The following is a 26,979-nucleotide window of genomic DNA, read 5'->3' as shown; positions in this document are numbered from 1 at the left end:
TTTTTATGCTCCACTTAGGAAAGGTTTCTTAGAAATGATCATCTAGGATTTGATAGACGGGTGCTCCTTCACACTCACTGGGGAACCGGGTGCCTAATAAAGCAGCAATAGTGGGCGTTACATCGACTTGTCGAATTGTTCGGTCGGTAGTGTATCCTTTTTTGATACCTGGCCCGGCTGCAATAAAGAGCGGTGATACGGATGTGCCAAAATATCCTTGTGAGGTTGAAAGGGAATCGCCATGTAGGCGGTTAAAGCCTTCTTCAATGGAGAAGAAGATATCCCCGCATTCGGGCCCATTGACGCCTAATAGCACCCCGTCCTTGTTCCGCAGACAAATACCAATAACGCGTCTACCGGTTGCAGGGTCCCGATAATTATAAAGGTCATTAATAATTTGCTCTTCCAAAGTATACTTATCTTCAGGGGCGACAATGCCTGTCTTGTCTCTCCCTTTAAGATTAATATAAATATAATTAGAACGAATCTGTACGGCTTTGGTTTTTTCCCAATCGACCTCTTGTGTGCGGTGACCATCAGCATCCTTTTTCATGACGGTATAACCGAGTTCTTCCATAACAGGGATATTTAATCCGCCATATTCACCGATAAGGGGAGGTACTTCCTCACCAACAATCAACCCGTGGTCACTGACGATGAGGATGGTCCAATCTTCATCTAGTAGGTGTAGGAATTGTCCAAAATATTCATCGGTTTGTTCATAGAACTTTTCAATAAAACCTTGATTGACTTTTTCATCGGTATGAGTCCAGGGCGATAGGGTTTTTGCTAAATGCCATAACTGGTGTCCAGCGCAGTCAATATTGTGCAAATGGCTGAATACGACCTCGAAATGCTCATGTTCAATCAGGTAATTAATGCAATCTGCCTGCCACTGATTATAAACCCGCCAAGACGGTTCAAAGACCTTTTCGACCAGCTCGCTGTCTTCGCCGCCAATCAGGCTGACAGGAGGGACATAACCGACATTTTCACAGATTATCTTATGGATATCGACTGGGTGCCAGAGCATATCATTAGAAATATCTAGGGCATTGCTAATCCAGAGTCGCACCTTGCTTCCATCCGGCGCACATTCTAAAATCTTGTAAGACCGGTAGCAGGGCTTTGTTTCGTCACCCTTGGTCACATCATCTACGGCGCTAACGATTTGTCCATCATTCTTTACAATGACAAGGGGACTCTTAGCTTTTTTATTCTTGAAAATAGCAACCTGATCATATTCACCCTGGTCATTTTTTAAGAGGAGGGCCGGCCGACGCAGGACTCCGCCTGACGTGAGAATGGTAAATTCCAAGGCATCTTGCGCTAATTGAGAGGTCCATTTGTCTGTATTGGCAGTTTTTAGAGGTGAATTGACAATGTCGTAAGCTACCTTTGCGCCAATCATCATTTCAGTATCTTCAAGACTATCTACATAGGTTCGGATTTCCCCGCCTTTGCGGGCTTCGTCTCCCCACCACAGTTCCATCATTTCATCGTCGTTATCTCCAACGACCATGTCATCGATGTCTGTCATGATACAGCCGACACCAGCCGGTTTTTCGACACGCGGGGCATACTGAACTGTTTCTATAGAAGGGGTGGCTACAATAATTTTTTCCCAATCCATTTGTGCTACGCCCATATTTACAGAGCCAGGTTGGGTGCCATCAACAACAGATAATAATTCGCTAGAACTACTCGGCGGCCAAGAACTTCCCGGCCAATGCCATACCAGTGTCTTTTTTCCGGCTTCAGTCGAGACATTCCACATTTGTTCTGCTTCGCAGTTGCGGCTATCCATATTATAAACAACTGCATCCAAGCTATCGGGAGACTGTCTCCAGTAGCAAGTAATGCCGTGGGTTCCCGGGTAAGCACCGGTCGCTAAGGTCGTCCAGCATGGTGGAGTAATTGTTGGGATCGCACCTAAAAGAACCAAATCTTCTCTTGCCGAACCTGCTTCAACGAATTTTTTCATATTTGGCATACGGCCCTCATCCATTAGTCTCTTTCCAATACGTGGATCCATCCCATCAATCCCCAGGACCATTAGTTTTTGTGTAAATGCTTTGCGCTTCACATCTCCCACTCCTTTTGTATTTCAAACTCAGACGATTAAAGTATATTATTAATTGTAATAAGATATCTTGGTGTTAGGAACACTAAAATATTGATATGGGATATTCACTTTTCTTTACATGAATACATATTTGCTACCTTATCCAGTTTATGGCAGAATAGGTTAAATATGACAGAGGGGTATGAAAGTATGAAACTTGACCAACTTTATTATTTTTCAGAGGCTGCTAAATATCGGTCTATCTCAATAGCTGCAGAGAAGAATTATATTTCTCAGCCTACGTTGAGTGGTTCAATTAATAAGTTAGAGCGAGAACTTGGAACTACACTCTTGCATCGCTCTAGCCGTGGCGTAACACCTACAGAAATTGGTGAAGTCGTTCTTGAAAAAACACATCAGATTTTTGATAACCTAGAAGAAATCGAAGAAGTCGTCGCCCTGGCTGAAAATCGGGGGACGGTGCGAATTGCAGGAATCCCCTGTATTTCAGACCGGATTATCCCCCAGACCATCCTGCGTCTAAAAGAGCTTGATTTAGATGTTCTTCTATCGATGACAAGTTGTGAAAGCATCCAGGCTGTCAACCAGGTGGCCTCAGGAGAGGCCAGCCTTGGCCTGGTCATCCATTACTCAGGAATCGAAAAGACAGTGGGCATCCATTACCAGCCACTCTTTAGGGATGAATATATTCTTTATGTCGGACCCTTTTCGTCCTATTGGGATGCAGACGCCATTCGCCTGGACCAGGCCCTGGCAGAGCCCTATATTGCTTATGGGGAGGAATTTAAACGGAATAACGGCGGCCTGACGGAGATTCTCGGGAAGAGGCGGCCCAATATTGTCCTACGGACCGACGAGAATGAAGGACTAAAGCGCATGATTGCCCAGGACAACTATGTGGCCTTTTTCCCCCGTTTTATGAGCCGGGATGACTTCTACTATACGAGTGGTCTCTTACGGGGCTTGCCGATTTCAGATGCGGAAATGGTCTTTGAGGTCGGGGTCGTTACCAGCACGAAATATAAAATTGATCGGGTTAGCAAGGTCTTTCTGGATATATTAAACAGGACGATTAACTGTGATTCGGAAATATGGCCCTGTATTAACTAAAAAACAGCCCTGCTTTGAGTTGGATTATTCAAAGCAGGGCTTTTTGTATGCGGCCAGGTTTTGCTTCTATCGTTTTTTTCAATATCCCATATTAGCTAATGAGTCTTACTCAATGTTGACCAGCTATATATAATTTAAATTAATAGGATCTATTGGAGGATGCATTTGGCCTAGAAAGAAAATAAGGTTGGTGATGAATGATTAAGTTGGCATTTTGCAGTTAAACATAGGGAGGATATTAGGAGGATGTTATGAGTAAAAAGAAGAATTCAGAGACAATCCCACAAAGAGGTGTGGCAAAAGTTAATAAATTCGTTATCGCCTTCTCGTTGATTATTGTCGCTTGCTTTTATGGCCCCATGATGATCTTTCAAGAGGGTCTACAAGGGCTGGCAGATGATATGTACAAATTGCTAACCTTTTCCACGGATTGGTTTTGGCAGATTGCAGTGGTTGCCTGCATTATATTTGCAATTTTCCTTATATTCAGTAAATATGGAGATATTAAATTAGGCGGTCCGGATGCAGAGCCGGAGTTTACGACTTTTCAATGGTTTGCCCTGCTCTTTTGTGGTGGCTCTGGGGCTGGCTTGCTCTATTGGGGCGTTTTAGAGCCTATTAATTATATCGCAGCGCCACCTTTCGGGCTGGAGCCGATGAGTGTTGAAGCAGCTCAGTTTGGTGAAGCTTATGGTATATTTCACTGGGGCATTAGCTCATGGGCAACCTTTGTAATCCCAGCTGTTGGTTTTGCTTATATGGCCTATGTGCGACGACAACCCTATTTGTATCCCAGCTATGCTTGTAGAGACGTATTAGGCAAAAAAGTTACGGATGGGATTCTTGGGCGTATTATTGATGCCATCGTTATTATTGGGATGGTTGGTGGTGTCGGAACTACTTTAGCTACCTTTCTGCCGATGATTTGCGATCTAGGTGCATCTTATTTAGGGATTCCCCGTACCTTGGCTACAGATTTAATTTTTGTTGCAGCTTTTGGGTGTATGTTTGGGTATAGTTGCTATCGCGGCCTTTATTCAGGGTTATCTAAAATTAGTGATTTAAATATGTACGGTATTATTTTAATGCTTCTTGTATTATTTGTCCTCGGACCAACGAGTTTTCTACTTTCCCAGTATGCAGATTCACTTGGCGTTCTCTTTCAAAACTTTATTCGCATGAGTTTATACACGGATCCGATTGGGAAAAGTGGTTTTCCCCAAAGCTGGACTGTTTTTTATTGGGCCTGGTGGTATGCTTGGGCCATGTATATGGGGCTCTTCGTGGCACGTATTTCTAAAGGTCGCAAGATTCGCACCCTGGTGCTAAACATGCTTCTTACCACAACTTTAGGCTGCTCAATTTATTACATGACTTTTGGTGGGCACACCATTAATTTAATTATGAATAAGAACATTAATCTGCCAGCTATGCTTGAATCCCAGGGCGGTGTTGCAACAATCACCTATGTCTTAAATCAGATGCCCTTGGCTAAAATTGTCGTGCCTCTTTTAGTGATTGTTATGCTTATTAGCCAGGTGACGGCTGTAGACTCAGTAGCCTTTACCATGGCCCAAATGTGTTGCGACCGCATTGACGATGGGCAGGAGCCGCCGAAATGGACGCGGATACTTATGGCGGTTACCCTAGTGCTTTGCGTATTTGGCCTTTTACTTGTTGGCGGGCAAAGAATTGTACAACTTTCTTCGATTATGACTAGTTTTCCTGTGGTTTTTATTGAAGGCATTATCGCTGTATCTTTACTGAAATGGTTTAAAAAAGATTTTCAATTACCAGGAGCAGCTAATTTACAAAAAATAACTCATTATGACGAGAAAGGTATTGAAGTCACAACTGTGGCAGATAATTCGGTTGAACAGCAAAATGTCTATCAACAAGATGGTGCCCTAACTTCTTCTCGGATTCCTGGTAAAGGGGCTATTGTCAAATAGCATTCTATAAGTGAAAGACCGCCTCTTTTGAGGCGGCTTTTATTTAATTGGAACCTGATAGAAATAGCCGGTAAATATAGCTCTGTTACAGAACTATTAACTTATAAACCAGAAGATTAGGAAGAAAGGTGATAAGTATGTTTTTAAGAGTACGGTCTAGTTCCCCTGCCACTGATGTTTCGGCAAAAATACTTAAAAAGCAACTGGACGCAGCTTTTTTTAAAAAAGGTGTGATAATAGCTGTTCTTTCAGGTATGTGCTATGGACTTTATACAGCTTTTATGACATTAGGCATGACCAAAGGCGTATGGGCTGATTGGTATGGTAATAATTCAGTGTTTCTCTCTGCCTTTGTAGTTACCTATATGTTGGGCGCCTTGGGAAGTGCTGTAAACGATTCTATGAGTGCGGTATGGGCTTTAGGCCATGCTGGATTAAAGGGAAAACTTGGTGATTTTGCACGCTGCTTATGGACAAAACCAGGGAGAATCATGATGTTGGCGGCAGCTATTGGGGGACCGATTTCTTCTGCCGCATATGTTATTGGTATCCAATTAGCTGGCTCTATTGCTGTTCCTATATCTGCTCTTTGCCCAGCTATAGGGGCAGTTTTGGCACGAATCCTTTTTAAACAGAAATTGAACGGGAGGATGCTTCTGGGGATTCTTGTCTGTGTTTTTGCTGGCTTTCTTATTAGTACTACTGCGGTTGGTCAAGACGCTCCAGAAGGGAGACTTTTAGGTATCATGATAGCTCTTATTGCTGCTTTTGGCTGGGGCTTAGAAGGGTGTGTTGCCGGCTATAGCAGCACTTTAATTGATTATGAAATAGGTATTACAATTCGTCAATGTACCTCCGGGCTAGGAAATCTATGTGTCTTGATGCCTATTTTTGCCTTAATTGGTAATGAGCCGTTGACACTAGGCTTTCAATTATTTGTTAAAGCCTTAGCGAGCAGTGCTATGATTTTTTTTATAATTAGTGGCTTCTTCGCACTATTTGCCTATGGATTATGGTACAAAGGTAACTCAATGTGTGGAACTGCCCTAGGGATGGCCTGTAATGGAATGTTTTCTTTTTGGGGCCCTTTCTTTTGTTGGATTATTCTTGGTATATTTGCTGGCTTAGAGGGTTGGGGATTGCCACCAATTGCTTGGATAGCCGCTATTATTATGGCAATGGGTATTTTTATTATTGCGGAGAATCCATTGAAATTTATTCGGCATTGTCACCATATGAAACTGAAGGGGTGATTGCAGATGAAATTACCGTTAAACTATGCGATTATTAACTATTTTGTTCAATTTGATGAAGGAACAGTAGATGATGTTATGCAAATATTATCGCCTAATTATGGCAAATATCGCAGTTTTTGTAGATCATCGATTATAGAAACGCTTATGACAGCAAAAAATAATAACTTGTTAGAGGAAGCTAGGTATGAATTAGATGAAATGGGCAGACTGCAAATATATTATCGTGCGACACCCAATCAGCGACATACGATTATTTCCTATATAGGGTCTCATCCTTACTAGTTTATCCAGGAGTAAAAAGAGATTTATATGGATAAGAAGGACGGAACATGTGTTATATATTATAGTTATATTATCATCTAGGATTTGATAGACGGGTGCTCCTTCACACTCACTGGGGAACCGGGTGCCTAATAAAGCAGCAATAGTGGGTGTTACATCGACCAGGGTGCAGAATCGGATTTTGCCCCTAGAGAGGGTAGAGAAAAGAAAAGTACATCTGTAGCTTGAGGGGATTTTAGAACAAGGATACGCTGGAAGTTTTTACACCAACTTTATTGGCAGAACTTTCGAAATAAAAAATAGTAAATATTAATTGCAAAAATTAAATGCGTATGCGATGATTAAGCTAAAAAGAGGAATCCTATATTAGGGCATATCATCAATGTTTTTGATAGGAGGATTTATGAAAAGGACATTTATAGATAAGTTTATAGCGATTATTCTATTAACAACAATGATGCTTTTAAGTTTTGCAGACCTCTTCCCTATAAGTGCCTATGCAGCGAGTGGATATGATTTAAGTAAACATCTGACCGATGCAAAGATACAAACCGAAAACGGAGGGCCTGTCTCTATAGAGGATGAGAAATTAAAGTTAGAAAAGGGGGACACCTATACCCTTACTCTATCCTTTGCGGAAACGAGTGAGCATCAATTTCCAAATGATGGCGTAGACATGACTTACACCTTGCCTGAAGGTTTAGAAGGCCTTGGCGGAGAGCAGTCATTCGATATTATGGTCACCTATTCTGATGAGGGCAAACCCAAAACGACCACTGTTTCAGGCAATAAATACACCATAAAAGACAGGGTGCTGACGGTTCATTTTAACAAAGACCATGTTGATTTTAATAAGCTTACTGGCGCAGCGGATGTCAAATTTGAGATTCAATTGAAGTTTAAGCTTATAAAAGACGTAACAGAACTTAAATTTAGCGAAACCATTCAAAAACATACCTATATAGTAGATGAAAAGCCAGATCTTCCGACTCCAGGAGACGAGCCAAAACCCCGCTATAGGGTAAGCAGCTGGATTAATGCCTACTATGGAAGGGAAGAAAACAAAGCGGGAAAGGTTCGCTTTAAACATTATGTAGAAATCATACCTATTGACCACAAGAAATTAGCGAAAAACCTGATCACAACGGACGACCAGATAGGTAAAATCCTAGACCTAGACGAAGATAGTTTGCGCGTTGAATCATATGATGACAATGGAGAATTTAGAAAAAGAATCGTCGACCCAGCTCTTTATGAAGTAAAGTGGAAGAGAGCCTCTGGCCGTACGGTCGGTTATGAAATCAAGTTTAAGGATGGCGCAGTCGACACAAAAGAGGAGCAAACAAAGTTTAATATCCATTTCACGGCTAGTGTCGATTATGAAGCCATGCGAGGCGAATATGAGAAAGAGGAAACCCTCAATAAAGTAGGCTTATCTTTTGATGGCATGGATAATCCCGACAATATTACTGGTTATATTAAAAATGAAGACCAGGTAAGGATTTACTATTACGACATGGAACATGACTTTGATAAAGAAAGTGAAGTGTGGAAAGAAAATCCAAACAAAGACCAGTGTCCAGCACAATGGCCTTATCGTAAAAATATCATTAAGATCAATGAATTTTTCCACAGAGATATGGCTGGGTCTACCTTGCTTTTATATTCTTATAAAGAACATCCGGGAAATGTCCTCGATGAAAGAGGCATGGAAGTCATTGCCAAAGATGAATTGGGTAATGTAGTTAAAAAATATACCGTATATAAGGATGATTTTAAAAAAGGGCAGGAAGGGGACTACAAAGAAACTAGCTATGCCTATGTTTTTCCTGAAGATGCGGGAAAGTACTACTATGAACTTAGCTACTGGGTTTATGGGAGTGATGGTCGTTGGCAAATCAGCAAATGGAACTCCTCATATATTGCCAAGGTTTATTGCAACGACTTGGATGGTAGTGTCAAGGGCTGGGGAAGGAAATCTACCGACTGGAAAGTCAAGGAAGAAAAAGAAGAACCTAAGATTACGGTAAAAGAACCGGTCATGGATTGGAATACCCGCACACTTTCCTGGGAAATGTTGGTTGAAGTGCCGACTTGTGTCGGCGGATACAATTTTCTATATTTTGAAAGTCGTACAAAAACACGCACTATGAAGTATAACTTAATGGCGGATGGAGATGATATGTCAAATGTCGTGGTCGAGGAGGCAGATTCGCCGGACGGACCATTTACTGTGCTAGTTGAGGGTAGAGATTATAAATTTAATTCAAATTTTTCTAGAAATAAATCGATTTATTTCTTGCAGGAAAAGAAGGGCCAATTAAAATCAGAATTGCAACCAGCATCTAAAAAAAGATATTTTCGCATTCGATTTAATACAGCCTTTGAGAAGAAAATAAATTCAGACTATATTTCTCAAGATATGTTTGATTTTTCTTCAAAAGTATATATTGAAGACCATATGATTCAAGCGAACTTCTCTGTAGGTCCCTTTAAGAAAGAATCTTCTAATTATTTTCGCTACTATCCAGAGATTCTCAATATGGTAGCTGCTTCCAATAATCGTTTTAATGTGATGGGGGAAGTAGAGCTTTATGTTAAGAACTTTCCCGTGGACCAAGAGCGGGTTATTGACATTCCCTTTGATACGAGCTTGTTTGACATTGCGCCAGATAGCGACAAGCACTTAGATGGACTCGAATTTTGTGGTGTATATGTAAGTTCAGACTACAATGTCAGCTATACAGAAGCGAGTTTACTATCCTGGGAGAAAACCGACAGGGGCATAAGGGTTAAGCTGCCGGAAAAGTGGCCAAAAAAATTTATTGACAAAGATTATACCATGGACCCAGAATTTTATGCCTTAAAATTTCGTTTTTTAGTCAAAACAAAGGATAAGGATAAAGAAATTCTTATTGATGAATTCTATAAACGTGCCATCAAAAATAAAGAGGGCAAGGTTTTCGGAACACTTTCAGCGGAAACGGAGAGTGAATACTACAAGAAAAATCCTAAGGAAGGCTTGGAGGCGACGATAAAGTCGAAACCCCTAACAAGGGCGAAACAATATAAGGTTCAAGAGAAAACGGTAAAAACTTACAAGGATAAAACCGACGGCAACACCTATGCTAATTACAAATTAAGCGTCAATGAAAAGGGCGTAGATTATTTGCCGGAAGATGACTACATTGTCTTAGAAGATGTGATGAGTTCCAATATGTCCTTAGTTTACGGGAGTTTGAACTTTAAAAATTTAAATACCAATAACAACGACACCCTCACTTGGACCTATGACGCAACAACAAAGACATTAAAGGCAAATTTACCAGATGGGACACCCTATGAAATAACCTATAAATGCTTGGTCAGCGGAAAAGATAGACAAAAATTAAGCAACACCGCTACCTTAAAAGGTCTTGGCAGCGTGACCAGTGAAAGTACACAGAGAGTTTTGTCAAATTCATCAGGTCAAGGAACCATCCCCTTTATGACCATACAAAAGGTGGATAAGAACAACTATTCTATTCCGCTAAAAGGTGCAGAATTTAAACTTTACGAAAAAGTGGGCGAAAGTTATCAGCCATTAAAACACAATGGCAAGGAAGTAAAAACATTCACTACTGACCAAAATGGTGTCGCAGCAGTATTTGGGGATAATGTTAAAGACGGCTGGACCCTTGATTATGAAAAAGACTATGCAGTCAAAGAGATAAAGGCCCCTGAGGGCTACCATTTAGACGAAGGTTTTCATCCCTTTGTCCTAACAAGAGAAGCCAGCGAAGGAAAATATGCCATTGGCCAAATACAAATGGTAGACAATGAAATGATTACAGGCCCTTACGCCTTAAAAATCAATAAAATTCTGCATGACAAAAACAATCGACAAGCGGCACAAACTGCGGACCAATTTAGTTTTCAAGTGGACAGTCACAAAATGACCAGTGACAATGAACCTTTGGATAAGATGACCTTCGAACCCGTTGCCACCCTTCAAAACGATAAAGATGGCAATGTGCAACAGGTCATTAACCTTAGAGGAAGCGGCACTCACATCTTAAAGATTCGAGAAATCACACCGGAAAAAATAAATGCAGGCGACGAATACGACAAAACTGTTTACTATATAAAAATTAAAGTCGGAGATAATCAGGAAAGAGCAAGCACAAGTAAGAAGACTTTAAACGTATTATCGTCCACCATTTATAAAAACGGGTTAACGGAAACGGCAAAGGATGTGACCTTTACCAATAAACAGACGGATAAGACATCGGTTGAGGTCATAAAGCAATGGTCCAGTAATATGAGTGATAATGACAAATTTGATGTCAAAGTAAAACTCCTTGCCGATGGTAGTGAAGTGAGCGGAAAAAGTCTTACACTCAGTAGCAGCAACCAATGGACAGGCGTATTTAAAGACCTTCCTCGCTTTAAAGAAGGTAAAGAAGAAATAAACTATACTGTAAAAGAAGTGGGAGAAGACAAGGGCTATTTCATTAAAAAAGATGGCAATAAAGAGAAAAAATACAAGGTCGATATCGCAGAAGATGCAAGTCAAAATGGAAAATTTACCATCACAAACACCTATGAGCCTGAAACCATAAGCATTAAAGCGACAAAAGCTTGGATGGGTGAAGGAGGCCCCGAGACAAAACCGACGGTAACCTTTGACCTGTATAAAAACAATGAAAAACTAAGCGACCAGTCTAAAAAATTAACCAATGGCACGACAGAAGTGACCTGGACAGATTTGGTAAAAGAAGAAAATGGCAGCCCTATATCCTATACTGTCAAAGAAGCGGGCGAAAAAGACGGTAAATGGAAGGACGGCAAGGGCAACGAATACACCGTTGCGACGACGGGCAATATGGAAACTGGTTACACCATCACCAACACCTATGTAAAAGCACAAGAACCGGAACCGACACCCAAACCAGAACCAAAACCGCAAAAAATAACATTCACGGCGACCAAAGAATGGCTTGGCGATGTGAAAGTAACCCGCCCAAGCATGGTGCTTGACTTGTGGAGAAAAGCTGGAACCACTGAAGAAAAAGTAATTGGTGCAGAGGAAAAAGAAATCAATGGTACAAAAACCACTGCAACTTGGGATAATTTGGATGAGAAAAATAGTACTGGGGACAAATACAGCTACTATGTAAAAGAAAGGTTCAAAGACCGTGATGTGACCAACCAAAACTGGACACTTGGAAACTTTGATACAAGCGCAAACAAGATAAGCAACACCGTAAAAAGCGGAGAAGATGAGCTTGGCAAACTCATCATCAAGAAAAATTCACTAGAAGATCCAAAAACAAGGGTTACAAGAATGGCGAAATCCACGGTAGAGCCCATCAAATTTAGATTTAAAGTAACAGGACCCTATGGTTACGAGGAAATATTCGACTTGGCACCAGGGGAAAGTAAAGAACTAAGGAGCCTATATTTTGGTGACTATAAAATAGAAGAAACCGATACAAAAGGCTATACGCCAAGCTATTCGACCGCCGACGGAAAGGTTACTTTGACAGAAACAGACAAAGCAAAAACCGTGGAAGTGACCAATACAAGAGGAGGTAAAGACACCTATACGACATTTGAAGCCACAAAGAAATGGGTCAACGGCCCATCGACCGACCACACCGCCGTAGACTTAATCCTTAAAAGAACATCGGCGAAAAAAGGAGCGACTGAAGAAAGGGTTGATGTAGCGCCCACGAATTCTCAAGTAGATGGCGGCTTTAAATACACTTGGACCAAGCTAGCCAAGCACGACAAAGAAGGCTACGAGTACACCTATCATGTCGAGGAAAACGACGTAACAAATGGAAAAGTAATCGTCAACGGCAACACCTACACCGTGAGCCAAAAGGGCAACACCATCACCAACACCTATGAAATCCCAAAAACAGATGAAGATATTAAAGCCACAAAGGTTTGGAGCGGTGACACTCCAGGGGAGGAAACGCGTCCAACCATCTACTTCAAACTCCAAAGAAAAATTGACAGCGGAGAAGTCACCGATGTTCCAAACCAGCTAAAGAAATTGGAACCCGGCACAACCGAAATCAATTTTGGCAAACAAGACAAGACAGATGCCAGTGGAAATCTGTACACCTATAGCATCAAAGAAGTAGATCATAAGGGAGAAGACTTTGTACCGATAAATTATACAAAGACGGAAAATGGATTAAGGGTTACAAACACTTATGTAAAACCACCACAACCAAAACCGGAACTAGAAAAAACAAGAGTATCTGTCAAAAAAATGTGGCGCGGAAAAAATGCACCTAAACATGAAGTGGTAGTAAAACTATTTGCAGATAATATAGACACAAATAAAATATTAACATTAAATGATGCTAATAACTGGACGGGGGAATTTAAAGACCTTGCCAAAGAGAAAAATGGTAGCGAAATAAATTATACAGTGGCAGAAGCAGGTGCAAAGGAAAAAGATGGTAAGACGATCATCGATTTTGTGACGAGTAAAGGCGACAAGTACAGCTACGAAGTAAGTATAGCGGGCGATGTAACGAATGGCTATACCATAACAAATACCTACGTGTCATCGGCAAAACCAACACCGCCGACCCCACCGACCCCATCAGTGCCAGGTGACGATGGTGGTGGTACAAACGTTCCTGGTATAGAAGGACTTTTAAATAAGGAGGACCATTTTGCCTATCTATACGGTTATGCTGATAAAACATTTAAACCTAAAAAAGATATGACCCGGGCAGAGGTAGCAGCCATGTTTTCCCGCCTGCTTTTGAAGAAGTATCAAAAACAGATGGCATTTCAAGATCAGTATAAAGATATCAAGGCAAATGATTGGTATACGAACTCCATTTTAATACTATCTGAAATGGATATTATAAAAGGATATCCTGATGGAACATTTAAACCGTCACAAGCAATCACAAGGGCAGAATTCGCCTCGATTGCATCGCGATTTGACAAATTAGAACCGGCAGAAGTTCATTTCTTAGATGTCCCAAAAGATTATTGGGGCTATCATCAAATTGCATCTGCCTACTACAAGGGCTGGGTTAATGGATATCCAGGGGGATTCTTTAAACCTGAAGCAAATATCACAAGAGAGGAAGTTGTTTCAATAACAAATAGAATGTTAGAAAGAAAATGTGATTTGGATTTTGTGAAAAATCATTTAGAGGACATAATTAATTTTAAAGACAACGATGAAAAATCCTGGTCATATGGAGATGTAGTTGAAGCAACTAATAGTCATGAGTATGTGAGAAAAACACCAGGATTAATTGACGAAAGGTGGATACGTTTGATGAAAAAAGCCCCTGAGGCCATTTAAGTATTGTGAACGGCCCCCAAGAAGTTGGACCTAGAAAGTCTAACTTCTTGGGGGCCTTTTCATGGCCTGGTTATTGTCATCTCAAAAAGGGCTTTCAAAAATTATGGGTCTAGCTTAAGATTGATGAGCGTCATTTGGTTCACTGCTTTTCACACCAACTTATATTACATGATCATGAACTTTAATTTATGAAAAGGGGATTGTATCAGAATGAGCAAAATCATTCGATGCAGCCCCTTTTTAGATTGGATTAACCCAGCTAAAAAGGGTTATGCTTGTATTTCAGCAAGGGGCTCAGCTATAATAGGGATATATTATGGAAAAATTATATAATACCAAGCGTTAGCAGGAGGTGGACAAGTGGTAGCCGTTTTTAATCAAGAGAACTTTTACATGGAACTGGACCGCTTATTTCAAACAGGGGATGCATTGGCGATAGAAGCCTTTCTTCTTCAACAGGGGGACCTGGCAAAAGAGAGTGGTGATAACGCTGGAATAATTGCGGTTAACAATGAATTGGGGGGCATTTGGCGGGCCCAGGGCAAGTACGATGAAGCCCGCTATCTTTATGAGCAGATTTTATCCATGATGATTGACGCCGGCCTGCAGGATAGTGTGCATTATGCTACGGCCTTATTAAATACTGGGGATGTCTACCTGGCCCAAGACCAGTACGATTCTGCGGACCGTTATTTTAACGAAGCAGACCGATTATATAGACGCCTGGGCTATGCGGAGGCCTACCCCATGGCTGCCCTCTATAATAACCGGAGTGTGGCCGCCCGTCAGCAGGGCCGGTATGCAGAGGCCCGCCAGCTCCTGGTCCAGGCCCTGGCCATTATCGAGCAGGTCCCTGAGGCGGTTGCTGAAGTGGGCACCAGCCTCCTCAATATCGGCCAGCTGGACCTTTTAACCGGCAACCTGGCCGAAGCCAAGACCCATCTGGAGCAAGCCCTGGCCCGGTATGCAGCCCTTCCCCAGGGGAGGGATATCCACCAAGGCCAGGCCTTCCATGCCCTGGCCCAAGTCTATGACCAGCTAGGGGACTATTACCAGGCCCAGGCCTATGCCCAAAAGGCCCTGGAAGCCCTCGCCCGCGACTTTGGCTCCAACCACCCGGCCTACAAAGACTTAGAAGCCTTTCAACAACAAATAGCCGAGAAAGCCGGCGAAGGAAAATGAAGGGACTAGACTTAGCTAAAGGCTATTATGAAGAAGTGGTCAGGCCCATGCTGGAAAAAGATTTCCCACAGCTTGTGCCGGTGATTGCTGCCGGCTTAGTAGGGGAAGGATCTGAGTGTTTTGGCTATGACGATGATTTATCCCGGGACCATGACTTTGGCCCGGATATCTGCTTATGGCTAACGGAAGAAGCTTTTGGGCAGGCAGGCCCTGCCCTTGCCCAGGCCTATGCGGCCTTACCGGATAGCTTTCGGGGTTATAGGCGGAAGCCAGCCGGCCCGGAAGCGGCTCATCGTCGAGGGGTCATGTCAGTGAACTCTTTTTACCGGCGAGCCTTAGGCGGTATTGAGGAGCCATTAACGACTCTAGACTGGTTTAAAATCCCTCAAGGGGCGCTAGCCACAGCAACGAATGGAGAGGTCTGGACGGATCCTGCCGGTTTATTTACGGCTCGGCGTGAGCTGCTCATGTACCAGTATCCGGATGACGTACGTAGGAAAAAATGCGCTAGCCGCCTAGCTCAGATGGCCCAGAGTGGCCAATACAACTATCCTCGGGCCTTGCGCCGTCAAGATATGGGCAGTGCTTACCTGGCCTTGGCTGAGTTTGTTAATCATGCCTTGGCTGTCCTCTTCCTTTTGAATGACCGGTATATGCCTTTTTACAAGTGGCGGTTTCGTGCAGCTCGAGACTTAGCTCAGCTTCATGAGGTTTATGAAGCCCTACTAATTATTGCAGTGCAAGGGAATAGTGGAGCCGATGGACCAAATCCCCCGCTTATGGTTGAGGCCATCTGTGAAGATGTCGGCCAAGCTGTGGCTGATCGTTATGCTTTAGACCAAAGGGATGCTTTTCTCATTCCTCTAGCTGAAGACCTGGCAGCTAGTGTGTCAGACCCAGCCTTGAAAAAACTGCCCTTATTGTTTGATATAGAATAGAGGGAGGACCATGCCCAAAAAAGAAAGCTTAATCCATCAATTAATTGACCTGGAATGGCAATTTTTTACCCAAGTTCAAGGATTGAATGGGCGGGCTATTTGTCAGGAAAACCCGCAGACCTTTGCTATTATGCGGCGGGCCCAACACCAAATATTTTCTGAGAAGACTCTGGATGCTCTTATGAATGATTTATTAGATGCAGCTGAAGTCGGACATAACCCGATGACAGAGAAATATGCCCGGATGATGGAACAATCCGATCCAGACTACTTTGCCCGAGAAATAGCCACGGAATACCTGCCTCTATCTGCAGAAAAAACAGTTACGCTCCAAGCGCTGAGACAATTATTTGCCGATGCTCAGAGTGCTTTTTCTGAGAACGAGCTGGCGCAGCAAGTCCGGGGACGGGTAGCCGTAAGTGGAGCTGGTGAAGTTTCCGGTTTAGACTATCTCATGGGTGAACTGGCGACCTGGTCGATGGTAACCCTTAACTTGGCCCTTGAAGATATTAAGGCTTGGCAGGCGGCAGGGCGCAATCCTGTAGAGGCTATTGTTGCCTATACTGTGGCTGCCTACCGAGAAAAGGCTGAGGAAGAAAGCTAGGAGAAGACTGGATAATCTTATGGGTATAAGCAGCCTGTGTTAAAACAGAGGCAAACGGAAGCGGGTCTGGTTCATAGCAGGTTAGGGAACTGTCCGGAAAAAGTAACAAATTTTACCTATTTTATAAAATTGTCCGACTTTTGTAATAAATAATCATGAAAGCTTGCGGTTTTAATTGAGTTTTTGGTGAAATCGTTGCATAATAAATAGTAATAAAAGGTACAAGCTTGTGCTAAAAGAATGGAGGAGTCACTGGTGAACGTAGAATTGTGGACCGCGCTCTTGTTTTTGGGGCTGGCTGTTTTCTTATGTGCAGCTGGGATTGGCGTCAGCCTGCTTCTGAGCCCGCATTATTATAAGCCGGCCGGGCAGTATGAGGCCTTTGAATGCGGCGTCGATACGGAAGGCACAGGATGGGTACAGTTTAGGGTCAGCCACTTTTTGTATGCCCTGATCTTCCTGCTCTTCGATATTGAAGCCCTCTTCTTTTTCCCCATTGCCTTGATTTTCAAGGATATTGGGGTCTTGCCCTTGGTTGGGGCAGTGGTATTTTTGTTGATTATTTGCTTAGGACTTTGGTATGAATGGAAAGAAGGTGCCCTGGAATGGAGTTAAAAACATCTGATGGCTGGTCGGACTCAACACGGGTTGAACCGTCGCCGAGTATTAATCACCTGGATGAAGCAACCCGGGCTGAAATGGACCGGTCAGTGATTTTAACCACCTTGGATTCGGTTTTGGACCAGGGGCGTGCCCGGTCCTTTTGGCCGGTAACCATGGGGCTCGCTTGCTGTGCAATCGAAATGATGGCCTGCGGTGGTGCCCGCTTTGACTTGGCCCGCTTTGGCTATGAAGTTTTCCGCCCTTCGCCTCGCCATGCCGACTTAATGATTGTGGCCGGGACGATGACCAAACGGTTGGCCCCGGTGGTTAAACGGGTCTATGAACAAATGCCCGAGCCCAAGTATGTCATTGCCATGGGCAACTGTGCCATTTCCGGTGGCCCCTTTGCCGGTAGTTATGCGGTGGCCAATGGCTGCGACTGGATGATTCCGGTAGATGTCTATTTACCGGGCTGCCCACCGCGTCCTGAAGCCTTACTTGAAGCCTGCCTCAAATTACGGGAACGGGTTATCCATCCGGAAGTAGCGAAGGAGGAGAGGTAAGTGAACTTAGACCAGCAATTCAAGACCCTTCAGCCGGTCGAAGATTCGGGTCCCAACCCGACTTATCTTTGCGCCCGGGAAGACTTGGTGGAGACGGCCAAGGCCTTAAAAACCTCCCTAGCGCCCTTATTTTTAGTGGATATTACGGCTTTAGAGCGGGAAGATGATTTATGCGGGATATACCATTTCATGAACTTAAATGATTATATTATTTTTCGCATTACAGTTCCCATGTCGAAAGAAGACCTCCACCTCCCAACCTTAAGTGAGGTTTACCCTTCAGCAAATGAGCTGGAGAGAGAGGTGTATGACCTTTTCGGCGTGATTTATGATAACCATCCCGACTTAAGACGGGTCCTCTGTGCGCCGGACTTTGAAGGTCATCCCCTACGCAAAGACTACGTCTCCAATACACGTGATTAAAGGAGGCATGAGGAGATGAAAGAAAATCTATCAATGCACGACCGGGCCCAGCTGACAGAAGCGGACCAGGTGGAGGCCTTACGCGCCCAGCAGCATGCCCTGCGGGATGTATCCAAAACCTATCATCCGTCAGAGCCCTTCGTGTTTAACTTAGGCCCCCAACACCCCTCAACCCACGGGGTCTTCCGGGCCCATATGCATATGGACGGGGAACACGTTTTAGCGGTGGATAATGTCATCGGTTACCTACACCGGGGCATTGAAAAAATCGCCGAACAGAAAACCTGGGCCCAGTTTACCCCCTATACGGACCGGTTAGACTACCTATCCCCGATTTTGAATGAGTGGGGCTACCTCATGGGGGTAGAAAAACTCATGAATTTAACCATTCCGGAGCGGGGCGAGTATGTCCGGGTCATCTTAGGGGAATTACAGCGGGTGGCCAACCACTTGGTCTATATGGCCTCCTTTGCCTTGGACTTAAACGGTTACACTGCCTGGATGTACATGTTCCGTGAACGTGAAAAAATCCTGGACATTTTAGAGGCCTACTCCGGCAGCCGGATGAATAACCACGCCCTCCGGATTGGCGGCGCCCCGACGCCCCTACCTGAAGGCATGGAAGGTATGATTACCCGCTGGCTGGACGGCTTTCCGGCGGCCATGGATGACTTTGCCAATGTGGTTCACGGCAATGAAATTTTCCAGGCTCGGGCGAAGAATGTAGGGATTATTGACGTGGATACCTGCATGAAGTATTCCGTCGGCGGGGCCAACTTACGGGCCGCCGGCAAACCGGCTGACCTGCGTAAAGACCGGCCTTACAGCGTCTATGACCGCTTTGACTTTAAGGTCATCACCCGGGAAAACGGGGATTCTTTTGACCGCTACATGGTTCGTTTCTATGAAATGGAAGAAAGCTGCAAGATCATTCGCCAGGCTCTGGACCAAATGCCCAAGGAAGGGCCGACCATGGCCAAGGTGCCTAAGATGATCAAGGTGCCCAAGGGCGAGGTCTATGCTCAAATTGAAGGGTCCAAGGGCTGGCTCGGTTACTACATTGTTTCCGATGGCGGCATGAAGCCATCCCGGATTCGGATTCACGGGCCCAGTGTCATGAGCCTCTTTGCGATTCCGGCCATTGTAGACGGCATGCTATTGCAAGACTATATCAGCACCCTGGCCAGCATTGACATCGTGCTGGGTGAAGTGGACCGTTAGGAGGTGGCAGGATGCTTAATAACTTATTTATCAATATCGGCAGTGCTATCTCCGGCTGGATTGTGAATTTAGGCGGGTCCCCCATGCTTGGGGACTGGATTGTTCGCATTTTGGCTGCAGTGGTCATTCTGGTCTTTTTACTTTGTAACGTTATCGTGCTGGTTTACCTGGAAAGAAAGTTTTCCGGCTTTTACCAGGAACGGCTCGGTCCGAACCGGGTCGGCCCGGCAGGTATCTTCCAGCTCTTTATGGACATCCTCAAGCTCGTCAGTAAAAACACCTATACCCCTAAGAATGTAGACAAGCTCCTCTACAACTTAGTGCCCCTGGTGGTTTTTATCCCGACCATGCTCTGCTTTATGGTCCTGCCCTTTGGCGCCGGGATGACTGTGGTAGACAGTGAAGTGGGCCTGCTTTTCTACTTTGCTGTCAGTGGTTTAACCACCTTTATCCTGCTCACCAGTGGTTGGGCGGCCAATAACAAGTACACCCTTATGGGTGGGATGCGGGCCACCCTGCAGATGATTTCTTATGAAATTCCGCTGATTTTCTCAGTTATCGGTATTGTGATGATTTGCGGCAGCATGAACTTAAACGAAATCGTTCAAAACCAAATCGACCATGGTTGGTTTATTTGGCGGCAGCCGCTGGCCTTCCTGATCTTCCTCGTCGCCTCTACGGCGGAAATGAACCGGAACCCCTTCGACTTACCGGAAGGGGAGCAGGAATTGGTTGCCGGTTACCAGACCGAGTATTCCGGTATGCGGTTTGCCTTCATGTACCTGGGTGAATATGTGGCCCTCCTGGCCATGTGCTGGCTTTCTGCCGTCCTCTTCCTGGGTGGTTGGCATGGGCCGATTTTGCCCGGCTGGATCTGGATCATCATCAAGACCTATGTCTTTGTCTTCATTAATATGTGGATCCGCTGGACTTACCCGCGGATTCGGATTGACCACTTGATGAAGCTTAACTGGAAGGTCCTCATTCCTCTGGCCATTGCCAATATGGCCATTACCGGTATTGCCCTTAAGATTGTACAATCATTAGCGTAAGGAGGTGCTTCTTTTGTACGGTACAGGACTATTAAAGGGACTGGCGGTGACGATTCGGCACTTCTTTTCGCCTAAATTCACTGAGCAGTACCCTGAAGAAAGGCCGAATTTACCCCCGGCCAGTCATGGCTTTTTTGCCTATGACTACGATAAATGCATTGCCTGCAAGCTCTGCGAACGGGCTTGCCCGAACCAAGTCATCCATATTGAAACGGAGAAAGACGAAAACAATAAAAACAAGGTCACCAAGTACGATATGGATATTTCCTACTGCCTGTATTGCGGTCTGTGCATTGAAGCATGCCCGACCCAGGCCTTGCTGAATGCAAGAAACTTTGAAATTTCCGTTTATCACCGGGAAGGCACCGACTACGATTTCTTAGAAGCCCTTCCCCATGATATGAATGTTGAATTTGAACGGGTGCAAAAGGACTACTTTGACGCCCACCCGGCTGCTTACACCGTTGACCGGCCCAAGGCCGAGAAACCGGCCCCGGACCCCAATGCCCCTAAGCCCAAGCCCAAGGCTGCACCGGCTAAGGCGGCCGCTGATCCGGCTAAGCCGGCAGACCCGGCAAGCAGTGAAAAACCGGCTGAGGGGCCAGAGAAGGAGGGAGAAGCATGACATCAACCATTTCTCCCGCATTGTTCTACTTTTTTGCGGTTATCCTGGTGGCCAGCGCCCTAGGCATGGCTGTGTCTCGGAATTTATTCCGGACGGCCCTGCTCATGCTGGTGACTTTCGCCTCTGTAGCCGGTATTTATGCCAGCATGCATGAAAAATTCCTGGCTGTGGCCCAGCTTCTGGTTTATGTGGGGGCCATTACCATCCTGATTATTTTCGGGATTATGCTGACCAAGTCTTATGGCGTTCGGACCCTAACCAACCCCTTTGCTAAAACAGCAGTTGGGGGCGGGGTGGTTGCAGCGGCCCTCTGCTTTGTGGTGAGCATGTGCATCCGCCTCCTGCCCGCCCTGCCGGCAGGGACCATTGCGGTGCCTTCAATCTACCGTATTGGCATCAGCCTTTTCGGTGTACACATCCTGGCAACCGAACTAGCCGCTGTCTTACTCTTGGTGGCTATGATTGGAGCCCTGATGATTACAGAAAAGGGGGATGATGCTAAATGATCGGCTTAACACATTATCTTTTTCTGGCATTACTGCTTTTCTGCATAGGGCTCTTTATTGCCCTCTCCAGACGGAACCCAATTGCGGTTTTGATGGGGGTTGAGCTCATGCTCAATGCAGTCAATATCAACCTGGTCGCCTTTAACCGGTTTCTGAATCCGGAAGTGGCGGTCGGCTACGTTTTTGTTTTACTCATCATGGTTGTGGCGGCTGCAGAGGTGGCAGTGGGCCTGGCCATTGTTATGAAAAACTACCGCGAACGCGGCCGGTCTGACCTCAGCGACATCGACTGGTTGAAATGGTAAGGGGAGGAGGAGAATAGAATGACTATGAATGATACATGGTTTTGGATCAACCTAGCTTGGCTACTGCCGATTATTCCCCTCGTTGTCTTTGCCGTGACCGGTCTTTTCACCCAGAAGAATAAACCGTTAACCCTGGGCCTGGTCATCGGGTCTTTTGCCGTAGACGCCGTCATTGCGACCGGGATTGCCTATGAAGTCTATGTTCAAAAGGCAGCTACCATGCTGGCCCCTATTGAATATGGCCTCACCTGGATTAAAATCCCCGGGCTCACGATTGACCTGGGCGTCCTGATGGACCCCCTGACAGCAATGATGCTCTTTGTTGTTACGGTGATTTCCCTCCTGGTATCTATTTATTCCATCGGTTACATGGAAGGGGACCCGGGTACGCCGCGGTTCTTCACCTACCTGTCGGTTTTCGTGGCTTCCATGTTGATCCTGGTTTTAGCCAACAACTACTTCATGATTTTTATCGGCTGGGAACTGGTAGGTCTTTGCTCCTACCTGCTCATTGGTTTTTACTACCAAACCTTCAGTGCAGCAGCTGCCAGCCAAAAGGCCTTTCTCTTTAACCGGATTGCCGACTTCGGCTTCATGGTTGGTTTCTTCCTGCTCTTTGCCCAGTTCGGCACCTTTAACTTTACCGAGCTGGCGGAAAAAATTCCGACGGCAGAGGGAACCCTCTTTATTGCCATTGCCGGGATCCTGGTCTTTGTTGGGCCCATCGGTAAGAGTGCCCAGTTCCCCTTCCACGTCTGGCTACCGGACGCGATGGAAGGGCCGACACCGGTATCTGCCCTGATCCACGCCGCCACCATGGTTGCTGCCGGGGTATACCTCTTAAGCCGGCAATTCGTCCTCTTCCAAGCCTCTGAAGCGGCGATGACGGTGGTCCTGGTCATTGGTGCCTTTACCTCAATCTTTGCCGCCTCCATGGCCCTGGTCAATAACGACATCAAACGGGTCCTGGCCTTTTCAACCTTGAGCCAGCTGGGCTACATGGTTATGGCTGTCGGCTTAGGCTCCATGACGGCGGCTATGTTCCACCTGGGCACCCACGCCTTCTTCAAGGCCCTGCTCTTCTTAGGCGCCGGTTGCATCATCCATGTGGTAGGCTCCAACGATATGTCCCAGATGGGCGGCCTGCGCAAGCATATGCCGAAAACCACCTGGACCTTCTTAATCGGGACCCTGGCCCTGTGCGGGATTGTTCCTTTTGCGGGTTTCTGGTCTAAGGACGAAATCATCGCCACCGCCTTTACCAATGGCCATTATTTCACCTTTGTCATCGCTGAAGTGGTCGCCTTTATGACTTCCTTCTATATGTTCCGCCTGGTCTTCCGGACCTTCTTCGGTGAGAATAAGACGGATAAGAGCCGGCATTTACATGAATGCCCGGCAACTATGACCACGCCGCTTATTGTCCTGGCTGTCTTTGCCATCTTTGGTGGCTTTGTTGGGGCCCCCTTTATTGAAAACGGCTTTGCTTCTTATATCTTCTACGGGCAGGTTCACCATCCGGAAGCCAACTGGTTCGTTATTTGCGTATCGACCATCATGGCCCTGGGCGGGATTTTCCTGGCCTACCTGATCTACTATAAGAAGGCCATTTCCGCAGAAGCGATTGCGCATCGGTTCAGCGGCATTTATACCATCCTCTACAACCGGTACTATGTAGACGAATTCTACGGCTGGGTTTTCCATAAACTCGTCCTGGGCTTCTCTAAATTCTGTAAGTTCTTCGATGAAGTCATCATCGACGGCTTCCTGGATTTCTTAGCCACCGTCACCAAGTGGGGCGGGTCCAGACTGCGTCGCACAGAAACCGGGAATCTACAGACCTATGCCTTGGTCATGTTTGCAGCTGTGATCATCCTGGTTCTGTGGAAAGCTATTCCGATGTTGGGAGGGATATAAATGGGCTTCCCGATTTTATCAGCCATTTGTTTCATGCCGATTTTGACGGCGCTCATTGTTTTCTTCATTCCGCAACATAACTTGCGCGCACTGAAAACGGTTCCTATTGTTATGATGGGCTTGAACCTCATCCTCAGCTTATACTGCTTTATTAGCTACGATGTAGCAGCCGGTGGTTTCCAATTTATGGAAAAAATCGCTGTGGTACCGGACCTGGGTATCAACTACATTATGGCTGTGGACGGTATTTCCATGCCCTTAGTATTACTGACCAGCATGATTATCTTTGCCGGCACCTGTATCTCTTTTGATATGGATGACCGGGTCAAGGAATTTTATATCTTCTTAATGATCCTGGTCACCGGGGTTTACGGGGTTTTCTTAACCCAAAACCTCCTCTTCTTTTACATTTTCTTCGAATTCGCCCTGGTACCCATGTATCCCCTCATCGGGATTTGGGGGTCCAAGCGGAAAGAATATGCCGCTATGAAGCTGGTCCTCTACCTCTTAATCGGGTCTGTCTTTGTCCTGATTGGGATCATCACCATGTACCTCTATGCGGCCCAACCGGAAGCCCTGGGCTTCTACACCCTGGATATGCAGGCCCTCTTTGATGTCAACTACCCGGCCAATATTCAAATCTTTGTCTATGGCCTGATGGCCCTGGGCCTGGGCTTCCTGGTCAAAATGTTCCCCTTCCACACCTGGAGCCCCTTGGGCTACGCTGCAGCGCCAACTGCAGTTTCCATGCTGCACGCCGGGGTTATCGTTAAGCTGGGGGGCTACGGGCTGATCCGCCTGGCAGTATCCTGTTTCCCGGATGGCGCCCACTTCTGGGCCCCGGTCATTGCCCTCCTGTGTATGGTCAATATTGTCTATGGCGCCTGTATCGCCCTGGTACAACATGACCTAAAGCTCCTCGTCGGGTATGCCTGCGTGAGCCACATGGGCTATATCCTCCTGGGGGTAGCCACCTTAAATGCCATGTCCCTGTCCGGGGCTGTGAGCCAAATGGTGGCCCACGGTTTGATGACCAGCTGCTACTTTGCCTTGATCGGCTATATTTACCACCAGGCCGGCACCCGCGACCTGACCCGCTTCCAAGGCCTGGCCAAGCAGATGCCGAAAATGGCAGTGGCCTTCTCCATGGTCTCCCTGGCCTGCCTGGGTCTACCCGGGATGTTCAACTTTGTCGCTGAGTTCCTGATCTTTATGGGGTCCTTTACCTCTGAAAAGGTCATCTTCGGTTTCCTCAGCTACAGGGTCCTATCCATTATCGCCATCAGTGGGATTGTCATTACAGCCACCTACTGCTTACGGGCGGTTCGTCGGATGTTCATGGGTCCGCGCGATCCCCAGTGGGATCACATGAAGGATATTCATGGCATTTACCTGGTGGCCCCGGTGGTCCTCCTGGCCGGCCTACTGGCCTTCGGGATCTGGCCCTACCACATCACTGATATGGTTCAATCCGGTGTGGCACCCATGCTTGTGAAATTATCTCAATCAACGATGGGAGGGATCTTCTAATGGGACTTTTAGCGAATATCTTCCCGGAACTTTCCGTCGTCGTCCTAGCGATTGTTATGATCGTGGTGAAACTGGTTACCGGGTGTAACCAGGCCAAGGTGTACGGGGGCCTGTCTGTGGTCTGGCTCGCTGCCACCATTGCTGTGATGGTCCTCAACCCAGCGGAAGGGATCCTGACCTGGGGACGGATGCTCTACATCGATACCTATGCCAACTACTTCCGCGTAATCATCCTTATTTCTGCGATTTTAGTCCAATTGGCAGCCATCAGCTATGTAGACAAGTTGGGCTACCGGAAGGCTGAATGCTTCGCCCTGCTGAACTTCTGCCTCTTGGGCATGATGGTTTTTGCGGCTGCAGGGGACTTGATTACCATGTACCTAGGCCTTGAAGTGATGACCATGAGCTTTATCGTCCTCATCGCCTTTGTCCGTCATGATAACCTGGCCACTGAAGGGGGCCTTAAGTATTTAATCCTTTCAGCCATGTCTTCAGCGGTCATGCTCTACGGGATGAGCGTGGTCTACGGCTACTTCGGGACCACCGTCTTTGCAGACATGGCTGTCGGCGGCGGTCAGGAAAGCCGGCTGTCTGCCTTCCTGGTCATGGGGATTGTGATGATTATGGCCGGCTTTGCCTTTAAAGTCAGTGCCGTTCCCTTCCACATGTGGGCCCCGGATATCTACCAGGCAGCCCCCACGCCGGTCGCCGGTTTCCTGGCTGTCGGCTCTAAGGCTGCAGCCCTGGCCTTACTGGCCCGGATGCTCCTCATCTTGTTCCCGGACTACCAGGCCGTCTGGGCCCCGGTCCTTGTGGCCTTTGCCCTCCTCTCGGTCATCTTCGGAAACCTGGTGGCCATTGCCCAAAAAGACGTCAAACGGATGCTGGCCTATTCATCCATCGCCCAGGTCGGCTACCTGCTCTTGGGGATTCTGGCTGCCAGCCACTTTGGTACCATGGCCATGATGTACTACATTACGGCCTATGTCTTCGCCAACACCGGCGCCTTTATTGTGGTCAGTGCCTGGGAAGAGAAGGAGAATACCACCTGGCGGGATGACTATATAGGCATGAGCAGTCGGTCTCCCTTCCTGGCGGCCGCCATGTTCGTCTTCCTGGTCTCCCTGGGGGGGCTACCGCCCATGGGTGGCTTTATCGGTAAGTTCTTACTCTTTACCGCCACCATCCAGGCTGAATACCTCCTGGTCGCCCTCATCGCCCTGCTGATGAGCATGATCAGCGTCTACTACTACTTCCTGGTCGTCAAGGCCATGTATGTGACCAAGCCCGCTGACGGGGCCAACCTCCAGCATGTATCCATGAGCAATGGGATCTTCATTGCCCTGGTGGTTTGCGTGGTCATGAGTGTCGTCCTGGGCCTCTTCTTTGGTCCGGCCATGACCCTGACCATGACCGATGCCGGTTCATTAATTATGTAATTGAATATTAAACCAAGTGAAAATAAGGCCGGTTTTTGCTAAAACCGGCCTTATTTCT

Annotated in this window: 20 protein-coding genes; 19 read left to right on the top strand and 1 reads right to left on the bottom strand. The window is 46.1% G+C overall.

Annotation, left to right across the window (positions count from 1 at the left end; translation table 11 throughout):
* Nucleotides 1–28: 28 nt before the first annotated feature.
* Nucleotides 29–2,086 carry an alkaline phosphatase family protein gene (locus ACLGL1_RS03235; RefSeq protein WP_411007355.1) on the bottom strand — a complete coding sequence of 686 codons (2,058 nt, stop codon included), beginning with the start codon at nucleotides 2,084–2,086 and terminating at the stop codon, nucleotides 29–31.
* 189 nt (nucleotides 2,087–2,275) lie between these two features.
* Here ACLGL1_RS03235 and ACLGL1_RS03230 point away from each other — a divergent pair, with 189 nt between their 5' ends.
* The 19 genes from ACLGL1_RS03230 (at nucleotide 2,276) to ACLGL1_RS03140 (ending at nucleotide 26,921) form a co-directional block, all read left to right on the top strand.
* Nucleotides 2,276–3,196 carry a LysR family transcriptional regulator gene (locus ACLGL1_RS03230; RefSeq protein ID WP_411007354.1) on the top strand — a complete coding sequence of 307 codons (921 nt, stop codon included), beginning with the start codon at nucleotides 2,276–2,278 and terminating at the stop codon, nucleotides 3,194–3,196.
* A 251-nt stretch (nucleotides 3,197–3,447) separates the two neighbouring features.
* Nucleotides 3,448–5,148, top strand: a complete 1,701-nt coding sequence (locus ACLGL1_RS03225) for a BCCT family transporter (protein ID WP_411007353.1) — start codon at nucleotides 3,448–3,450, stop codon at nucleotides 5,146–5,148.
* 137 nt (nucleotides 5,149–5,285) lie between these two features.
* Nucleotides 5,286–6,401, top strand: a complete 1,116-nt coding sequence (locus tag ACLGL1_RS03220) for a hypothetical protein (protein ID WP_411007352.1) — start codon at nucleotides 5,286–5,288, stop codon at nucleotides 6,399–6,401.
* Nucleotides 6,402–6,407: 6 nt separating this feature from the next.
* Nucleotides 6,408–6,686 carry a hypothetical protein gene (locus ACLGL1_RS03215; RefSeq protein ID WP_411007351.1) on the top strand — a complete coding sequence of 93 codons (279 nt, stop codon included), beginning with the start codon at nucleotides 6,408–6,410 and terminating at the stop codon, nucleotides 6,684–6,686.
* A gap of 403 nt (nucleotides 6,687–7,089) precedes the next feature.
* Nucleotides 7,090–14,013: a Cna B-type domain-containing protein gene (locus tag ACLGL1_RS03210; protein WP_411007350.1), complete on the top strand. Its 6,924-nt coding sequence runs from the start codon at nucleotides 7,090–7,092 to the stop codon at nucleotides 14,011–14,013.
* Nucleotides 14,014–14,373: 360 nt separating this feature from the next.
* Nucleotides 14,374–15,195 carry a tetratricopeptide repeat protein gene (locus ACLGL1_RS03205; RefSeq protein WP_411007349.1) on the top strand — a complete coding sequence of 274 codons (822 nt, stop codon included), beginning with the start codon at nucleotides 14,374–14,376 and terminating at the stop codon, nucleotides 15,193–15,195.
* Nucleotides 15,192–16,133, top strand: coding sequence for a DUF4037 domain-containing protein (locus ACLGL1_RS03200; protein WP_411007348.1), 942 nt, complete (start codon nucleotides 15,192–15,194; stop codon nucleotides 16,131–16,133). The genes ACLGL1_RS03205 and ACLGL1_RS03200 overlap by 4 nt, the downstream gene beginning before the upstream one ends.
* 10 nt (nucleotides 16,134–16,143) lie before the next feature.
* Nucleotides 16,144–16,737 carry a DUF4125 family protein gene (locus ACLGL1_RS03195; protein WP_411007347.1) on the top strand — a complete coding sequence of 198 codons (594 nt, stop codon included), beginning with the start codon at nucleotides 16,144–16,146 and terminating at the stop codon, nucleotides 16,735–16,737.
* 255 nt (nucleotides 16,738–16,992) lie between these two features.
* Nucleotides 16,993–17,352 carry an NADH-quinone oxidoreductase subunit A gene (locus tag ACLGL1_RS03190; protein ID WP_408977932.1) on the top strand — a complete coding sequence of 120 codons (360 nt, stop codon included), beginning with the start codon at nucleotides 16,993–16,995 and terminating at the stop codon, nucleotides 17,350–17,352.
* Nucleotides 17,343–17,903, top strand: coding sequence for an NADH-quinone oxidoreductase subunit B (locus ACLGL1_RS03185; protein ID WP_411007346.1), 561 nt, complete (start codon nucleotides 17,343–17,345; stop codon nucleotides 17,901–17,903). Before ACLGL1_RS03190 ends, ACLGL1_RS03185 begins: the two co-directional genes overlap by 10 nt.
* Nucleotides 17,904–18,326, top strand: coding sequence for an NADH-quinone oxidoreductase subunit C (locus ACLGL1_RS03180; RefSeq protein WP_411007345.1), 423 nt, complete (start codon nucleotides 17,904–17,906; stop codon nucleotides 18,324–18,326). It begins immediately after the preceding gene.
* Nucleotides 18,327–18,341: 15 nt separating this feature from the next.
* Complete coding sequence (locus ACLGL1_RS03175; RefSeq protein WP_411007344.1) at nucleotides 18,342–19,547, top strand: NADH-quinone oxidoreductase subunit D; 1,206 nt, start codon at nucleotides 18,342–18,344, stop codon at nucleotides 19,545–19,547.
* Nucleotides 19,548–19,558: 11 nt separating this feature from the next.
* Entirely contained in the window at nucleotides 19,559–20,599 is a 1,041-nt protein-coding gene (nuoH, locus tag ACLGL1_RS03170) for an NADH-quinone oxidoreductase subunit NuoH (protein WP_408977928.1), read from the top strand.
* A 13-nt stretch (nucleotides 20,600–20,612) separates the two neighbouring features.
* A complete protein-coding gene (locus tag ACLGL1_RS03165; RefSeq protein WP_411007343.1) occupies nucleotides 20,613–21,224 on the top strand; it encodes a NuoI/complex I 23 kDa subunit family protein in 612 nt (203 codons plus the stop codon).
* Entirely contained in the window at nucleotides 21,221–21,730 is a 510-nt protein-coding gene (locus tag ACLGL1_RS03160; protein WP_411007342.1) for an NADH-quinone oxidoreductase subunit J, read from the top strand. Before ACLGL1_RS03165 ends, ACLGL1_RS03160 begins: the two co-directional genes overlap by 4 nt.
* Nucleotides 21,727–22,035, top strand: coding sequence for an NADH-quinone oxidoreductase subunit NuoK (nuoK, locus tag ACLGL1_RS03155; protein WP_411007341.1), 309 nt, complete (start codon nucleotides 21,727–21,729; stop codon nucleotides 22,033–22,035). Before ACLGL1_RS03160 ends, nuoK begins: the two co-directional genes overlap by 4 nt.
* Before the next feature lie 24 nt (nucleotides 22,036–22,059).
* Entirely contained in the window at nucleotides 22,060–23,952 is a 1,893-nt protein-coding gene (gene nuoL / locus ACLGL1_RS03150; protein WP_411007340.1) for an NADH-quinone oxidoreductase subunit L, read from the top strand.
* Nucleotides 23,953–25,482: a complex I subunit 4 family protein gene (locus ACLGL1_RS03145; RefSeq protein ID WP_411007339.1), complete on the top strand. Its 1,530-nt coding sequence runs from the start codon at nucleotides 23,953–23,955 to the stop codon at nucleotides 25,480–25,482. It abuts the gene before it with no gap.
* Entirely contained in the window at nucleotides 25,482–26,921 is a 1,440-nt protein-coding gene (locus ACLGL1_RS03140; RefSeq protein ID WP_411007338.1) for an NADH-quinone oxidoreductase subunit N, read from the top strand. The genes ACLGL1_RS03145 and ACLGL1_RS03140 overlap by 1 nt, the downstream gene beginning before the upstream one ends.
* Nucleotides 26,922–26,979: the final 58 nt, after the last annotated feature.

Origin of the sequence: Peptococcus simiae (assembly GCF_046569735.1) — a bacterium.
GTDB classification, from domain to species: Bacteria; Bacillota; Peptococcia; order Peptococcales; family Peptococcaceae; genus Peptococcus; species Peptococcus simiae_A.
The sequence above is the reverse complement of the archived record's forward strand: the minus strand, read 5'-3'. Positions and strand labels throughout refer to the sequence as shown.

Excerpts from the sequence above, each read along its gene's own strand:
- nuoH (WP_408977928.1), top strand. The coding sequence starts at position 19,559 with ATGCTTAATAACTTATTTATCAATATCGGCAGTGCTATCTCCGGCTGG.
- ACLGL1_RS03220 (WP_411007352.1), top strand. The coding sequence starts at position 5,286 with ATGTTTTTAAGAGTACGGTCTAGTTCCCCTGCCACTGATGTTTCGGCA.
- ACLGL1_RS03200 (WP_411007348.1), top strand. The coding sequence starts at position 15,192 with ATGAAGGGACTAGACTTAGCTAAAGGCTATTATGAAGAAGTGGTCAGG.
- nuoK (WP_411007341.1), top strand. The coding sequence starts at position 21,727 with ATGATCGGCTTAACACATTATCTTTTTCTGGCATTACTGCTTTTCTGC.
- ACLGL1_RS03185 (WP_411007346.1), top strand. The coding sequence starts at position 17,343 with ATGGAGTTAAAAACATCTGATGGCTGGTCGGACTCAACACGGGTTGAA.
- ACLGL1_RS03210 (WP_411007350.1), top strand. The coding sequence starts at position 7,090 with ATGAAAAGGACATTTATAGATAAGTTTATAGCGATTATTCTATTAACA.
- ACLGL1_RS03225 (WP_411007353.1), top strand. The coding sequence starts at position 3,448 with ATGAGTAAAAAGAAGAATTCAGAGACAATCCCACAAAGAGGTGTGGCA.
- nuoL (WP_411007340.1), top strand. The coding sequence starts at position 22,060 with ATGAATGATACATGGTTTTGGATCAACCTAGCTTGGCTACTGCCGATT.
- ACLGL1_RS03195 (WP_411007347.1), top strand. The coding sequence starts at position 16,144 with ATGCCCAAAAAAGAAAGCTTAATCCATCAATTAATTGACCTGGAATGG.
- ACLGL1_RS03230 (WP_411007354.1), top strand. The coding sequence starts at position 2,276 with ATGAAACTTGACCAACTTTATTATTTTTCAGAGGCTGCTAAATATCGG.
- ACLGL1_RS03175 (WP_411007344.1), top strand. The coding sequence starts at position 18,342 with ATGAAAGAAAATCTATCAATGCACGACCGGGCCCAGCTGACAGAAGCG.
- ACLGL1_RS03160 (WP_411007342.1), top strand. The coding sequence starts at position 21,221 with ATGACATCAACCATTTCTCCCGCATTGTTCTACTTTTTTGCGGTTATC.
- ACLGL1_RS03215 (WP_411007351.1), top strand. The coding sequence starts at position 6,408 with ATGAAATTACCGTTAAACTATGCGATTATTAACTATTTTGTTCAATTT.
- ACLGL1_RS03140 (WP_411007338.1), top strand. The coding sequence starts at position 25,482 with ATGGGACTTTTAGCGAATATCTTCCCGGAACTTTCCGTCGTCGTCCTA.
- ACLGL1_RS03145 (WP_411007339.1), top strand. The coding sequence starts at position 23,953 with ATGGGCTTCCCGATTTTATCAGCCATTTGTTTCATGCCGATTTTGACG.